11 protein-coding genes and 4 tRNA genes are annotated in these 14217 nt (G+C 60.0%); 2 read left to right on the top strand and 13 right to left on the bottom strand.

All coding sequences use genetic code 11. From position 1 onward, the window contains the following. Nucleotides 1–18: 18 nt before the first annotated feature. The 4 genes from leuB to leuC all read right to left on the bottom strand — a co-directional run bounded on the left by leuB (nt 19) and on the right by leuC (nt 4069). A complete protein-coding gene (leuB, locus tag QFX16_RS10375) occupies nt 19–1101 on the bottom strand; it encodes a 3-isopropylmalate dehydrogenase (protein WP_283183835.1) in 1083 nt (360 codons plus the stop codon). 59 nt (nt 1102–1160) lie between these two features. Further along, entirely contained in the window at nt 1161–1928 is a 768-nt protein-coding gene (locus QFX16_RS10370; protein WP_283183834.1) for a class I SAM-dependent methyltransferase, read from the bottom strand. 67 nt (nt 1929–1995) lie between these two features. After that, nucleotides 1996–2640, bottom strand: a complete 645-nt coding sequence (gene leuD, locus QFX16_RS10365) for a 3-isopropylmalate dehydratase small subunit (RefSeq protein WP_046047740.1) — start codon at nt 2638–2640, stop codon at nt 1996–1998. Between the two features lie 10 nt (nt 2641–2650). After that, the gene (gene leuC, locus QFX16_RS10360) at nt 2651–4069 is read right to left on the bottom strand and encodes a 3-isopropylmalate dehydratase large subunit (protein ID WP_008151269.1); all 1419 of its coding nucleotides are present in this window, start codon (nt 4067–4069) and stop codon (nt 2651–2653) included. A 306-nt stretch (nt 4070–4375) separates the two neighbouring features. Here leuC and QFX16_RS10355 point away from each other — a divergent pair, with 306 nt between their 5' ends. Together QFX16_RS10355 and QFX16_RS10350 are read left to right on the top strand one after the other, a co-directional pair. After that, entirely contained in the window at nt 4376–5266 is an 891-nt protein-coding gene (locus tag QFX16_RS10355) for a LysR family transcriptional regulator (protein ID WP_008151271.1), read from the top strand. 65 nt (nt 5267–5331) lie between these two features. After that, complete coding sequence (locus tag QFX16_RS10350) at nt 5332–8610, top strand: sensor domain-containing protein (protein WP_283183833.1); 3279 nt, start codon at nt 5332–5334, stop codon at nt 8608–8610. Nucleotides 8611–8680: 70 nt separating this feature from the next. On the opposite strand, the gene QFX16_RS10345 is transcribed toward QFX16_RS10350, so the two are convergent. From QFX16_RS10345 to gltX, 9 genes are all read right to left on the bottom strand, one after another. Continuing rightward, nucleotides 8681–9640: a tRNA dihydrouridine synthase gene (locus tag QFX16_RS10345; RefSeq protein ID WP_046054225.1), complete on the bottom strand. Its 960-nt coding sequence runs from the start codon at nt 9638–9640 to the stop codon at nt 8681–8683. Between the two features lie 75 nt (nt 9641–9715). Further along, nucleotides 9716–10165, bottom strand: a complete 450-nt coding sequence (locus QFX16_RS10340; RefSeq protein WP_283183832.1) for an acyl-CoA thioesterase — start codon at nt 10163–10165, stop codon at nt 9716–9718. 48 nt (nt 10166–10213) lie between these two features. Beyond that, entirely contained in the window at nt 10214–11047 is an 834-nt protein-coding gene (locus tag QFX16_RS10335) for an alpha/beta fold hydrolase (RefSeq protein WP_283183831.1), read from the bottom strand. A gap of 37 nt (nt 11048–11084) precedes the next feature. Beyond that, nucleotides 11085–11624, bottom strand: a complete 540-nt coding sequence (locus tag QFX16_RS10330) for a TetR/AcrR family transcriptional regulator (RefSeq protein WP_008028313.1) — start codon at nt 11622–11624, stop codon at nt 11085–11087. A 183-nt stretch (nt 11625–11807) separates the two neighbouring features. Beyond that, nucleotides 11808–11883 (bottom strand) — tRNA-Glu (locus QFX16_RS10325). Between the two features lie 80 nt (nt 11884–11963). Beyond that, nucleotides 11964–12039: transfer RNA gene (locus QFX16_RS10320), tRNA-Ala, on the bottom strand. 53 nt (nt 12040–12092) lie between these two features. After that, nucleotides 12093–12168 (bottom strand) — tRNA-Glu (locus QFX16_RS10315). A gap of 79 nt (nt 12169–12247) precedes the next feature. After that, nucleotides 12248–12323, bottom strand: a tRNA-Ala gene (locus tag QFX16_RS10310). A 283-nt stretch (nt 12324–12606) separates the two neighbouring features. Further along, nucleotides 12607–14088, bottom strand: coding sequence for a glutamate--tRNA ligase (gene gltX / locus QFX16_RS10305; protein WP_283183830.1), 1482 nt, complete (start codon nt 14086–14088; stop codon nt 12607–12609). Nucleotides 14089–14217 lie beyond the last annotated feature (129 nt).

Raw genomic sequence — 14217 nt, 5'->3', positions numbered from 1 at the left:
TGCAGCGGGCCAAAGAGATTACAGATTCCGCAGCGCGGCGACTACTGCGTCGCCCATTTCCTGCGTACCGACTTTAGTGCAACCGGCCGACCAGATGTCGCCAGTACGCAGGCCCTGGTCCAATACCAGACTGACGGCCTTCTCGATCGCATCGGCCGCATCCTGCAGATTGAAGCTGTAACGCAGCATCATCGACACCGACAAAATGGTCGCCAGCGGGTTGGCAATGCCTTTGCCAGCGATGTCCGGCGCCGAACCATGGCACGGCTCGTACATGCCTTTGTTGTTGGTATCCAGGGACGCCGACGGCAGCATGCCGATGGAACCGGTAAGCATCGACGCTTGGTCGGAAAGAATGTCGCCGAACAGGTTGTCAGTGACGATCACGTCAAATTGCTTCGGTGCACGCACCAGCTGCATGGCGGCGTTGTCGACGTACATGTGGCTCAGTTCAACTTCAGGGTAATCCTTGGCCACTTGCTCGACGATTTCACGCCACAGTTGGCTGGAGGCCAGCACGTTGGCCTTGTCCACCGAGCACAGCTTCTTGCCGCGCACCATGGCCATGTCGAAACCGACACGGGCGATACGGCGGATTTCGCTTTCGCTGTACGGCAGGGTGTCGTAAGCCTGACGCTCGCCGTTTTCCAGCTCGCGAACGCCACGTGGCGCGCCGAAGTAGATGCCGCCGGTCAGTTCACGGACGATCAGGATGTCCAGGCCAGCCACGATTTCAGGCTTCAGGCTCGAAGCCTCGGCCAGTTGCGGGTACAGGATCGCTGGACGCAGGTTGCCGAACAGGCCCAGTTGCGCACGAATTTTCAGCAGACCGCGCTCAGGGCGAATGTCACGCTCGATGGTGTCCCATTTCGGGCCGCCCACGGCACCGAGCAGTACAGCGTCGGCCGCGCGTGCACGGTCCAGGGTTTCGTCAGCCAGCGGCACGCCGTGTTTGTCGATGGCAGCGCCACCGATCACGTCATGGCTCAGCTCGAAGTCCAGGCTGTACTTGTCGTTCGCCAGCTCCAGCACCTTGACCGCTTCGGCCATGATTTCCGGGCCAATACCGTCGCCTGGGAGAATCAGAATCTGCTTGCTCATGCTTTCCTCATGTCATCAGTCGGTACGCCCGCAGACGTACCCGGAAAAAGTCTTGCCGCTTATCGTTCAGCCATCAGCACCAGTACATCGGTGCTGAACGAACCATCGGCCTCAATTTCAAAATATTCGCGCACTTCGTTGCCCATCGATTGCTGCAACTCGAGGATTGCCGCGCGCATCACCTCTGGTGTGCGCATGCGCTCGACCCAGGAGGTGTACTCCAGTCGCAGCCGTTGACGGGTGGTGCTACGGGTATGCAACCCCGCTTCGCTGACCTGACGCAACCACTCGCCGGCGGAATAATCGCGCACATGACTGGTGTCGCGCAGCACTTCGACGCTTTGCAGGTAAGTGTCGAACAACGGACTGCCCGGTGACAACACGTCGATGAACGCCGCCACGCCGCCCGGCTTCAGCACCCGGCGAACCTCTCGCAGGGCCAGGCCGAGATCGCTCCAATGGTGCGCCGAATAACGGCTGAAGACGAAATCGAACTCACCATCGGCGAACGGCAGACGCTCGGCGGCGCCCAGCACGGTGGACACGTTGGTCAGACCGCGATCGACGGCGGCACCGGCTACCACGTCGAGCATCTGCTGCGACAAATCGTAGGCCACCACTTCCTTGACCAGCGACGCTACGTGAAAACTCACGTGACCGGCGCCGCAGCCCAAGTCCAGCACCCGGGCATCGCCCTGCCCTGCCAGTTCAGCCTGTAGCAACGCAAATTCGGTGCCCTGAGCGTGTACGGCGCTGCTCAGATAGGCCGAGGCCTGTTCACCGAATTGCTTTTGTACGACTTGGCTGTGCTGGGCGTTGCTGGTCATATGGACTTCCTTTTTGGGGCTTAGCCTTGTGGTGTCTATCCGGGCCTCATCGTCGCCTTACGCAAAATCAAACGTCGCGAAACAACCACGGCTGGCTCGCACGGTGTTTGGCTTCAAACGCCGCAATCGCTTCGTGGTCCTGCAAGGTCAGGCCGATGTCGTCCAGGCCGTTGACCAGGCAATGCTTGCGGAACTCGTCAAGTTCGAAGCTGTAGACCTTGCCATCAGGCCGGGTGACGGTCTGGGCTTGCAGGTCGACCGTCAACTCGTAACCCGGATTGGCTTCAACCTGCTGGAACAACTCATCCACTTCAGCGTCGCTCAAGATGATCGGCAGCAAGCCGTTCTTGAAGCTGTTGTTGTAGAAGATGTCGGCGTAGCTCGGCGCGATGATGCTGCGAAAACCGTACTCTTCCAGCGCCCACGGCGCGTGTTCACGGCTGGAGCCGCAACCGAAGTTCTCGCGGGCCAGCAGCACGCTGGCGCCTTGATAACGCTCGGCGTTGAGCACGAAATCCTTGTTCAGCGGACGCTTGGAGTTGTCCTGGTAGGCGTAGCCCACGTCCAGGTAACGCCATTCGTCGAACAGGTTCGGGCCAAAACCGGTGCGCTTGATCGACTTCAAGAACTGCTTCGGAATGATCTGGTCGGTGTCGACGTTGGCACGATCCAATGGCGCGACCAAACCGGTGTGTTGGGTAAAAGCTCTCATGTGCGGTTCCTCAGATCAGTTCGCGAACGTCGATGAAACGACCGTGGACGGCAGCCGCCGCGGCCATGGCCGGGCTGACCAGGTGCGTACGGCCACCGGCGCCCTGACGCCCTTCGAAGTTGCGGTTGGAGGTCGAGGCGCAATGCTCGCCCGACTCCAAACGGTCCGGGTTCATCGCCAGGCACATCGAGCAACCCGGTTCACGCCACTCGAAACCGGCTTCGAGGAAAATCTTGTCCAGGCCTTCGGCCTCGGCTTGCGCCTTCACCAGGCCCGAGCCCGGCACCACGATGGCTTGCTTGATGGTCGAAGCGACTTTACGGCCCTTGGCGATCACCGCCGCTGCGCGCAAATCTTCGATCCGCGAGTTGGTGCAGGAACCAATGAAGACGCGGTCCAGTTGAATGTCGGTGATCGCCTGGTTGGCGCTCAAACCCATGTATTTCAAGGCGCGTTCGATGGAACCGCGTTTGACCAGGTCCATTTCCTTCGCCGGGTCCGGCACGTTCTGATCAACCGCCAAGACCATCTCGGGCGAAGTGCCCCAGCTGACTTGCGGCTTGATCTGAGTGGCGTCGAGCTCGACGACGGTGTCGAACACCGCATCGGCGTCGGAAACGAGGTCTTTCCAGGCTTCGACCGCCATGTCCCATTCCGCGCCTTTCGGGGCAAATGGACGGCCCTTGACGTAAGCCACGGTTTTTTCGTCGGCAGCCACCAGGCCAACACGAGCGCCGGCTTCAATGGACATGTTGCAGATGGTCATGCGGCCTTCGACGGACAAATCGCGAATGGCGCTGCCTGCGAACTCGATGGCGTGGCCGTTACCGCCGGCGGTGCCGATCTTGCCGATGACGGCGAGCACGATGTCCTTGGCGGTCACGCCGAACGGCAATTTGCCTTCGACCGACACCAGCATGTTTTTCATTTTCTTGGCGACCAGGCACTGCGTGGCGAACACGTGCTCGACCTCGGAAGTCCCGATGCCGTGGGCCAAGGCGCCAAACGCGCCGTGAGTCGAGGTGTGCGAGTCGCCGCAGACCACGGTCATACCCGGCAAGGTGGCACCCTGCTCCGGACCGATCACGTGAACGATGCCCTGTCGCACGTCATTCATTTTGAATTCAGTGATGCCATATTCGTCGCAATAGTCATCCAGGGTCTGAACCTGCAAACGCGAGACCTGGTCGGTAATCGCTTCGATGCCGCCCTTGCGATCAGGAGTGGTCGGTACGTTGTGGTCCGGGGTGGCGATGATCGAGTCGACGCGCCAAGGCTTGCGCCCGGCCAGTCGCAGGCCTTCGAAAGCTTGGGGCGAAGTCACTTCATGGATGATGTGGCGGTCGATATAGATCAGCGACGATCCATCGTCGCGCCGTTTCACTTCATGGGAATCCCAAAGCTTGTCGTAAAGCGTTTTGCCGGCCATCAGACGGTCCTCATCAGCGTGTTTCTATGCCGGAGAGGTCTGTGTAGCGAGTTTTGTTAGTCAACTTCGGCGCCAGTAGCCCATATCCTGCGTTGCTGCTCCTCGCCATAGCACGCTATGACTCGTCGCAGCGCCTTGGCTATGGACTTCTGGCATCCGAATTTGAACTAACAAACTCGCCACACAGACCTCTGGGTCTTGAGCAATTCAATAACCCCTTGGCTTGTGAGGTCGATCCTAGGGGGTTACATTAAATAACTCAAATTCATATTTTTCATGCTTTGGATAACCAACTGGAATACCGCAATGGACCTCGCCAACCTCAACGCCTTTATCGCGATTGCCGAGACCGGCAGCTTCTCCGGCGCTGGCGAACGGCTGCACCTGACGCAACCGGCCATCAGCAAGCGCATTGCCGGGCTGGAGCAGCAATTGAAGGTGCGCCTGTTCGATCGCCTGGGCCGTGAAGTCAGCCTGACCGAGGCCGGACGCGCCTTGCTGCCGCGGGCCTATCAGATTCTGAATGTGCTGGATGACACTCGCCGCGCCCTGACTAACCTGACCGGTGAAGTGACGGGTCGCCTGACCCTGGCCACCAGTCACCACATCGGCCTGCACCGCTTGCCCCCCTTATTAAGGGAGTTCACCCGACGTTATCCGCAAGTGGCGCTGGATATTCAGTTCCTCGATTCGGAAGTGGCCTACGAAGAAATCCTCCATGGCCGCGCCGAACTGGCGGTCATTACCCTGGCGCCGGAGCCCCATGCACTGGTCAAGGCCACGCCGGTGTGGGACGACCCGCTGGACTTTGTGGTCGCCCCGGAGCACTCGCTGATCAGTCACGGCCCGGTCAGCCTGGCGGACATTGCCCTGCACCCGGCGGTTTTCCCCGGTGGCAACACCTTTACTCACCACATCGTCCGGCGCCTGTTCGAAGCTCAAGGCCTGACGCCGAACATCGCCATGAGTACCAATTACCTGGAAACCATCAAGATGATGGTCTCGATCGGCCTGGCCTGGAGCGTGTTGCCGCGCACCATGCTTGATGATCAGGTTGCGCGAATACCTTTACCAGGCATACAACTCACTCGCCAGCTAGGCTATATCCTGCACACAGAGCGGACGCTGTCGAATGCGGCACGGGCCTTCATGGCTTTACTGGATGCACAAATCGATCTGCCAGGGACTCTCGGCTAAGCTGTGCTACTCCTATAGAGCCTCGAGTCACTGAACCTGACACCCCACTCAGCCAAGGCTTGCCAATGCCGAAATCTGTTGACCGTATTCCGCCGATGCCGCGTATACAGGCGCTGGACCCAAAACGGTCCGAGCAGAGCTGGGAAAGCGCCCCACAATTGCTGGCCGCCCTCAACGGTGCACGTTTGGGCGCCTGGTATTGGGACATCGAACGTGGGCAGATCAGTTGGTCGCGGGGGACTCAGGCCCTGTTCGGCTTCGATCCCCGGCAACCGCTGCCGGCGGATCTGGAATACCTCGATTTGCTGCCGCCAGAAGATCGGGCCAAAACCATTCGCGCCTTCGACGCGGTGATCGCCGGCGCCCCGCTGGAACAGGCGATGCATCACCGAATCCGCTGGCCCGACGGCAGCCTGCACTGGCTGGAGATCAACGGCAGCCTGCTGCCGGACAAACACGGCCGGCCACGCATGATTGGCGTCATCCGTGAAATCACCCACCAGCGCCAGCGCGAACAGGCGTTGAGCAGCTCGGAAAAACGCTTCGCCACGCTGTTCCACCTGTGCCCGAACATGGTGCTGCTGACTCGCCAGGAAGACGGTCTGATCAGCGAAGCCAACCAGTATTTCGAAAGCCTGTTTGGCTGGCCAGTGCAGAACGCTATCGGTCGCACCACCCTGGAACTGGGCCTCTGGGTGCATCCGGAGCAACGGGCGCAACTCGTCAAAGCCACCAAGGCCAAGGGCGAACTGATCAACATGGAGGTGCAATTTCGTGCCAGCAACGGCCAGATCCACGACGGCATCCTCAGTGCGCAAAAGGTCGAGCTCGAGGGCCAGCCGTATCTGCTGAGTACATTCCTTGACACCACCGAACGCAAAGCCGCCGAACATGCCCTGAAAGACAGCCAGGAGCGCCTCGACCTGGCGCTGGATTCGGCGCAACTCGGCACCTGGGACTGGCACATTCCCAGCGGCATGCTGTACGGCTCGGCACGCGCCGCCCAGTTGCACGGAATGGACCCCATACCTTTCCATGAATCCTTCGACGAGTTTTTCGAAGGCGTACCCGGCGAAGAGCGCGGCACCATGCGCGACGCCTATCGCAGCCTGCGAGAAGGTCCTGCCGGCAATTATCAACTGACCTACCGCGTGCAAATGCCGGACGGTAGCTCACGCTACCTGGAAAGCCGCGCCCGACTCTATCGCGATGAAAACGGTGTCCCGCTGCGCATGGCCGGTACCCTGCTCGACATCACCGATCAGGTGGAGCGTGAGCAGCTGCTGGTAGCGTCCGAAGAGAAGTTCGCCACCCTGTTCCAGGTCAGCCCGGACCCGATTTGCGTGACCCGCCAGGACACCGGCCAATTTATCGAGATCAACTCCAGCTTCACCCAGATCTTTGGCTGGAGCGCCGCCGATGTGATTGGCCGCGGTGCCGACGAAATCGGTCTATGGGACGCCTCGGCGCAAAGCCTGCGACGGATCGAGCAGGTCATCCGCGAACAGGGTCTGAACAACGTGGCGATCCTCGTTCAGCACAAAGACGGGCAAGCCCTGACCTGCGTGATATCCAGCCGCCAGATCAGCGTCGGCGAGCAGCCATGCATCGTCACCACCCTGCGCGATATCACTCAGCAGCAACGCTCGGAAGCCGCACTCAAGGCCAGCGAAGAGAAGTTCGCCAAGGCCTTCCACTCCAGCCCCGACGCCATCACCATCACCGAGCGCGACACCGGGCGTTATCTGGAGGTTAACGATGGCTTCTGCCGCCTGACCGGCTACCGCGCCGATGAAGTGGTCGGTCGCACGGTGTATCAGGTCGGCATCTGGGCCGAGGAAAAACAACGTTCGGCGTTGCTCGCCGAACTCCAGATCAAGGGCCGGGTACTTCATCAGGAAATGCTCGGACGCAATAAACGCGGCGAGTTGCTGACTGTCGAAGTTTCGGTAGAACCGATCACCCTCAACGAAACCGCCTGCCTGCTGCTGACCGCGCGGGACGTCAGCCTGCTGAAAAACGCCGAAGCGCAGATCCGTCACCTGGCCTACCACGACCCGCTGACCAACCTGCCCAATCGCGCCCTGCTGATGGATCGCCTGAGTCAGCAGATCGCCCTGCTCAAGCGCCACAACCTGCGCGGCGCCTTGCTGTTTCTCGACCTTGATCACTTCAAGCACATCAATGATTCGCTCGGTCATCCGGTGGGCGATACCGTGCTGAAAATCATCACCGCGCGCCTCGAAGCCAGCGTGCGCATGGAAGACACCGTCGCGCGTTTGGGCGGTGACGAATTCGTGGTGCTGCTCAGCGGGCTCGAAGGCTCGCGCAACGAGGTCAGCGAGCAAGTCCTGCAACTGGCGGACACCTTGCGTGAACTGCTGTCGGAGCCGATGTTCCTCGACGGACAACGCCTGCAAGTAACCCCGAGCATCGGCATCGCGCTGATTCCCGATCACGGTTCGACCCCGACCGACCTGCTCAAACGCGCCGACATCGCCCTCTACCGGGCCAAGGATTCGGGCCGCAACACCGCGCAGATGTACCACAACACCATGCAGAAGGCGGCGAGCGAACGCTTGCGCATGGAAACCGACCTGCGCCTGGCCCTTTCCCGGGGTGAGTTCCGCGTGCACTACCAGCCTCAGGTGGACGCCCGGAACGACCGCATCGTCGGCGCCGAGGCGCTGGTGCGCTGGAACCATCCGGAACTCGGCGCGCAATCGCCCACCGAGTTCATCAAGGTGCTGGAGGACAGCGGGCTTATTCTGGAAGTCGGCACATGGATCATCGATGAAGCCTGCAGCGCCTTCAAACAACTGATCGCTAAGGGGCTGGTCGATCCGCTGGACTTCAGCCTGTGCGTCAACATCAGCCCGCGGCAATTTCGCCAAAACGACTTCGTCGAACGCATCGAACACAGCCTCGTCAGCCACGGTCTGCCCTGCTCGCTGCTGAAACTGGAAATCACCGAAGGCATCGTGATCCAGAACCTGGAAGACACCATCAACAAAATGCGTAGCCTGAAAAAACTCGGCGTGAGTTTCGCCATGGACGATTTCGGCACCGGTTATTCCTCGCTGACTTACCTAAAGCGTCTGCCGGTCGACACCCTGAAAATCGACCAATCGTTCATCCGCGACGCCACCACCGACCCCAACGACGCCGAGATCATCCGCGCCATCGTTGCCATGGCCCGCAGCCTGGAATTGAAAGTGATTGCCGAAGGGGTAGAGACACCGGAGCAGCTGGAATTTTTGCAAGGGCTGGGCTGCCATTTCTATCAGGGGTATTTGCACAGCCCGCCGCTGCCGGTGGAGGATTTTCAAAAGCTGCTCAAATGACGCGGACCTTGTTATTGCTCTGCCTTAGTGCTGCAGCGCTGGGTTTTGCGTCCCGTTGACTGGATTGGATTCAGGCCGCTTCAGACACCTGAAGACCCAGTAAACGCGAGACCTGATCCAGTTCGGTCTCGCGACGCAGCACGGTAAACAGCTCGACCGCTTCGGGATAATTGCGGGTCAGCATTGCCAGCCACTGCTTCAAGCGACCCGGCGATTGGCGCGGCGTCATCTGCGCCTTGGCTTGCAGCCAGAAGTCCTGAATCAGCGGCAACAACTCGGCCCAGGTCATCTCGACGACGTCCTCACCGGCCCGCGCCATTGCGATTTGCCGTGCCAGGTCCGGGCGCGAAACCAGGCCGCGACCGAGCATGATGTCCTCGACGCCGCTGATTTCACGGCAACGACGCCAGTCTTCGACACTCCAGATGTCGCCATTGGCGAACACTGGAACCTTGACCACATCCTGCACCCGGGGGATCCATTCCCAATGGGCTGGCGGCTTGTAGCCGTCAGTTTTGGTCCGCGCGTGAACCACGATGTGCGCCGCGCCACCTTCGGCCAGGGCCGTGGCACACACCAGCGCACCGTCCGGGCTGTCGAAACCGAGGCGCATCTTGGCAGTCACTGGAATGTGCGCCGGAACGGCGCGACGCACGTGTTCGACGATCTGGTTCAGCAGCTCAGGTTCTTTGAGCAGCACCGCACCGCCACGGGACTTGTTCACAGTCTTGGCCGGGCAGCCGAAGTTCAGGTCGATGACCTCGGAACCCAGTTCGCACGCCAGCGCAGCGTTTTCCGCCAGGCATACCGGATCGGAACCAAGCAGCTGCACCCGCAGCGGCACCCCGGATGCGGTGCGGGCGCCGGTCAGCAGTTCCGGGCCGAACTTGTGGTAATAGGCAGGCGTAAGCAGTTGATCGTTGATCCGAATGAACTCGGTCACGCACCAATCGATACCGCCCACACGGGTCAGCACGTCCCGCAGGATGTTGTCGACCAACCCCTCCATGGGCGCCAAAGCAATTTGCATGAAAAACACACTCAACGAAAAACGTGCGGCAGTTTACTGGATTGCGCGGAAAATCTGCAGAACATCGCTCCCACATTAGATTTTGGTTACATCCAAGACCTGTAATGCCGGGCCGTAGCCCTCGATGAATTCCGCTGGCATGCGCTTGGGCTTGCCGGTCGACAGTTCAATGCAGACGAAGGTGGTCTGCGCCCGCAGCAACGTGGTGTTGTCGCTGGGGCGCTTCAACTGGAAGTGTCGGGTCATTTTCAGACGCTGGTCCCAATCGACGATCCAGGTCGCCAATTGCAACTCATCGCCTTCATAGGCGGCCGCCAGGTAATCGATCTCGTGCCGCACCACCGCCATCGCCCGATCCAGCCGACGATACTCGACCAGGTCCAGGCCAAGCCGCTGGGAGTGGCGCCAGGCACAGCGTTCGAGCCAGGTCACGTACACCGCGTTATTCGCGTGCCCCAGCCCATCGATGTCCTCTGCGCCGACTTCCAGATCAATGATAAATGGCGTTGCCCGATCCCAGCCCATGCCCCACTCCTGGTCAGAAAATTTTGACCGGGGCAGTGTAACGGATGCTCAGGCCAATTGGCGCGATTGCAGACTGCGACCGGCCAGCAGCGAAAGAACGCCTTCGATCACCCGAGGATCAGCCAGCACCCGTTGATGACCACCTGCTTCCAGGCGCAACAGACGGCTGTCAAACCAGGCTTCGTTGATCAGCTGCGATTCCTTGACCGGAACGTAGCAGTCGTCTTCGGCATGGACGATCAGGCCGGGCATGTCGAGTTGATAGTGCGCGACATCCAGCGCCGCAGCGCGCATGCCGACGTCTCTTTCGATCTGACGAATGAACGCTGAACGGGCTTTCGGTGGCAACCGCACGTAACGGGCGAAACCGCGCAACACGCCGAGAATCCGAGCCGGGGCGGCGATCGTGACCAGGGTTTCGGTGCGCAAGCCCAGTTGAACGGCGAGCATGGCACTGGCACCACCCATGGAGTGACCGATAACCGCTTGCAGCGGCGGCAACTCGGCAGCGGCTTCAAGCATGGCACGAGCAAACAGCACAACGTTCGCTTCGCTGCCCGGCGAGCGACCGTGGGCCGGGCCGTCCAGAGCCACCACGGTGTAACCGGCATCGACCAGCGCGGTGATGAGGCTGGCAAACTGCGTCGGCCGGCCTTCCCAACCATGCATCAGCAACACGGCCGGGCCCTGCCCCCAACGCAGTGCCGAGAGACCGAAGCGCAAGGTGATCCGCTCGGATGTCGCCAGCAGCGGCAATTCCCAATCACGCGGCGGCAGCTCGCGCGGCGTCATGAATGCCAGTCGCATTATGTTCGCAACCAGTTTTGGTGCGACCCAGCCCAAGGTGCCATTAACGCCACGAACCCACTTCAACGTGCTCATCGCTCTCACTCCTCAGGCCTAGGCCTAGGCCTATAGGTCACAGCACCGCAGACTTGGCGGCGCGCAGCAATCGATCGGACAATTCTCCTGGCCCCAACGCGCGAGCCAAAGCCAAACCACCCACCATCAAGGCCATGTCGGCCAGGGCCTTGTCGGTGTCTTCCGGGCTGGCCGCCAACTGCGCGACCATCATTTCCACATGCTCATTCAACGCCACGCGAAACGCGTCCGGCAGACGGCCCAGCTCACCGACAGAAGCCGGAATCGGGCACGCTGACTCGGAGGAATCACGGTGTTTGCGTGACAGATAAAACGCAGCAACCAGCGCGCGACGCTCTTCGCCGGTCAACTCGGCGTCCATGTCGGCGATCAAGCCACGGCGGTGACCGAGCAGCTGCTTGAACGCTTCCAGCATCATCGCGTCCTTGCTTTCGAAGTGCGCGTAGAAGCCGCCGACGGTCAGGCCGGCCGCGCCCATCACTTCGCCTACGCTCGGTTCGGCCGGGCCGCGCTGAATCAGCGCTGCGCTGGCAGCTTTGAGGATGCGTTCGCGGGTTTGAGCTTTTTTATCGTTCATCGTTGCCTCCGAATATTACGACTAGAATATTATTCTCATAATAATTTTACGCAAGTCGTGAATGTGACCGCTGGTCTGAAGAACAGTTTGAAAGAAATAGGGGATTTGGCCAAACGCCAGACAAACAAAAGGGCCATTCAATAATTGAATGACCCTTATAAAATCCCGCAGAGCGGGTAATCGTGGCGTCCCCTAGGGGACTCGAACCCCTGTTACCGCCGTGAAAGGGCGGTGTCCTAGGCCACTAGACGAAGGGGACGCAAAACCTTCTATACAACTGATCAGTGCTGAGAGCTGATCGATTCAAGACCGGTGTGGCCAGACCTTGAACTGTAAAATTGGTGGAGCTAAGCGGGATCGAACCGCTGACCTCCTGCATGCCATGCAGGCGCTCTCCCAGCTGAGCTATAGCCCCGGATTTTTCGCCTCGCGGCGGAGCGACATCTTGCAACATCGCTTCTGTAAAACTGGCGTCCCCTAGGGGACTCGAACCCCTGTTACCGCCGTGAAAGGGCGGTGTCCTAGGCCACTAGACGAAGGGGACGCAAACCCTTCTATACAACAGATCAACGCTGAGTGTTGATCGCTTCAAGACCGGTGTGGCCAGGCCTTGAAGTGTAAATTGGTGGAGCTAGACGGGATCGAACCGTCGACCTCTTGCATGCCATGCAAGCGCTCTCCCAGCTGAGCTATAGCCCCTCATCGCTGAGGACGGGGCGAATCTTAATGGCGCACCGGAAGGCTGTCAAACTTATTTTTAAAATATTTCAAAGTTTTTTGCCGACATAACAATCACTTACCACCCTCCCCCGTAAATCCGGGGGTGTATCCGTTCTTGTAGCAGCTGCCGCAGGCTGCGTTCGAGTGCGTAGCACTCGCGATTCAGCCACCCTGCCCTTTCAGACAGATTGTGCTGCTGCCATAAGGGGCTGCTGCGCAGCCCAACGCAGCCTTCGGCAGCTGCTACAGAGAACAGTGGGAATCAGGCGATGTTGCCCAAGAGTTTTTCCCACTCCTTGTTTTCCTTCTTCGACACGCCGCCCAGCAAGTCGATCGCCTGGCGCAGACGGAAACGGGTCAGGTCCGGACCCAGGATTTCCATCGCATCAAGCACCGACACCGAACTGGCCTGGCCAGTGATCGCGGCAAACATCAGTGGCATGGCATCACGCAGCTTCAGTTCCAGGGATTCGACCACCGCTTGAATCGTTGCGGTGATGCTGTCCTTCTCCCACTGGCGCAGGCTTTCCAGCTTCCACAAAATCAACTGCATCAACTGACGCACCTGATCGCCCGACAGCTTCTTGGATTCAAACAGCTTGGCGTCTGGATTCACGCCACCGGCGAAGAAGAAACCGGCCAGCGGTGCTACCTGGCTGAATGTTTCAACCCGACCTTGCACGTGCGGCGCGATCTTCATCATGTATTCCGGGTTCAACGCCCATGTTTGCAGGCGCGAAGCGAACTCTTCCACCGGCAGGTCACGCAACCATTGGCCGTTGAGCCACGACAGTTTCTCGATGTCAAAAATCGGCCCGCCGAGGGAGACGCGGCTCAGATCGAAGTGGTCGACCATTTCCTGCAGCGAGAACTTCTCGCGCTCGTCCGGCATCGACCAGCCCATGCGACCGAGGTAGTTGAGCATCGCTTCCGGCATAAAACCCATGCGCTCGTAGAACGTCACCGAGGTCGGGTTCTTGCGCTTGGACAGCTTGCTCTTGTCCGGGTTACGCAGCAGCGGCATGTAGCACAGCTCTGGTTGTTCCCAGCCGAAGTATTCGTACAGCAGAATCAGTTTCGGCGCCGACGGCAGCCACTCTTCGCCACGCAGAACGTGGGTGATGCCCATCAGGTGGTCATCGACGACGTTGGCCAGGAAGTACGTCGGCAGGCCGTCGGTCTTCATCAGCACTTGCATGTCCATGCGATCCCAAGGGATCTCGACGTCGCCACGCAGCATGTCCGGTACCACGCAAACGCCTTCGCTCGGCACTTTCATGCGGATCACGTGCGGCTCGCCAGCGGCCAGGCGACGATCGACTTCTTCCTTGGACAGCAACAGCGCACGGCCGTCGTAACGCGGGGTTTCGCCGCGAGCCATTTGTTCGGCGCGCATCTGGTCGAGTTCTTCGGCGGTGCAGAAGCACGGGAAAGCGTGGCCCATTTCGACCAGTTGCTGGCAGTACTTCTGATAGATGTCGCCACGCTCGCTCTGACGGTAAGGACCGTGCGGGCCGCCAACGTCCGGACCTTCGCTCCAGTCGATACCCAACCAACGCAGGGCGTCGAAAATCTGTTGTTCGGACTCGCGGGTCGAACGCAACTGGTCGGTGTCTTCGATCCGCAGGATGAACTCACCGCCGTGCTGCTTGGCAAAGCAGTAGTTGAACAAAGCGATGTAAGCGGTACCTACGTGGGGATCCCCGGTAGGCGATGGCGCGATGCGAGTGCGGACGGTGGTCATGGCAAGTCTCGAAATGAAGATAAAACAAAGGGCGAATGGTAACAGGCGTTGCCCGCCCGGCTCCAGTGAGCAGGGCATTTAAGCCAAGGTTGCGTCTACAACGCGCTCTAGCCTTGGTGAATGGCCGAT

The sequence above is a fragment of the Pseudomonas svalbardensis genome, from assembly GCF_030053115.1.
Taxonomy (GTDB): domain Bacteria; phylum Pseudomonadota; class Gammaproteobacteria; order Pseudomonadales; family Pseudomonadaceae; genus Aquipseudomonas; species Aquipseudomonas svalbardensis.
This window is presented reverse-complemented; position numbering and strand designations above follow the sequence as displayed.

Excerpts from the sequence above, each read along its gene's own strand:
- QFX16_RS10330 (WP_008028313.1), bottom strand. The coding sequence starts at position 11,624 with ATGAACGATAAAAAAGCTCAAACCCGCGAACGCATCCTCAAAGCTGCC.
- QFX16_RS10340 (WP_283183832.1), bottom strand. The coding sequence starts at position 10,165 with ATGGGCTGGGATCGGGCAACGCCATTTATCATTGATCTGGAAGTCGGC.
- QFX16_RS10335 (WP_283183831.1), bottom strand. The coding sequence starts at position 11,047 with ATGAGCACGTTGAAGTGGGTTCGTGGCGTTAATGGCACCTTGGGCTGG.
- QFX16_RS10355 (WP_008151271.1), top strand. The coding sequence starts at position 4,376 with ATGGACCTCGCCAACCTCAACGCCTTTATCGCGATTGCCGAGACCGGC.
- leuC (WP_008151269.1), bottom strand. The coding sequence starts at position 4,069 with ATGGCCGGCAAAACGCTTTACGACAAGCTTTGGGATTCCCATGAAGTG.
- leuD (WP_046047740.1), bottom strand. The coding sequence starts at position 2,640 with ATGAGAGCTTTTACCCAACACACCGGTTTGGTCGCGCCATTGGATCGT.
- QFX16_RS10370 (WP_283183834.1), bottom strand. The coding sequence starts at position 1,928 with ATGACCAGCAACGCCCAGCACAGCCAAGTCGTACAAAAGCAATTCGGT.
- leuB (WP_283183835.1), bottom strand. The coding sequence starts at position 1,101 with ATGAGCAAGCAGATTCTGATTCTCCCAGGCGACGGTATTGGCCCGGAA.
- QFX16_RS10345 (WP_046054225.1), bottom strand. The coding sequence starts at position 9,640 with ATGCAAATTGCTTTGGCGCCCATGGAGGGGTTGGTCGACAACATCCTG.
- gltX (WP_283183830.1), bottom strand. The coding sequence starts at position 14,088 with ATGACCACCGTCCGCACTCGCATCGCGCCATCGCCTACCGGGGATCCC.
- QFX16_RS10350 (WP_283183833.1), top strand. The coding sequence starts at position 5,332 with ATGCCGAAATCTGTTGACCGTATTCCGCCGATGCCGCGTATACAGGCG.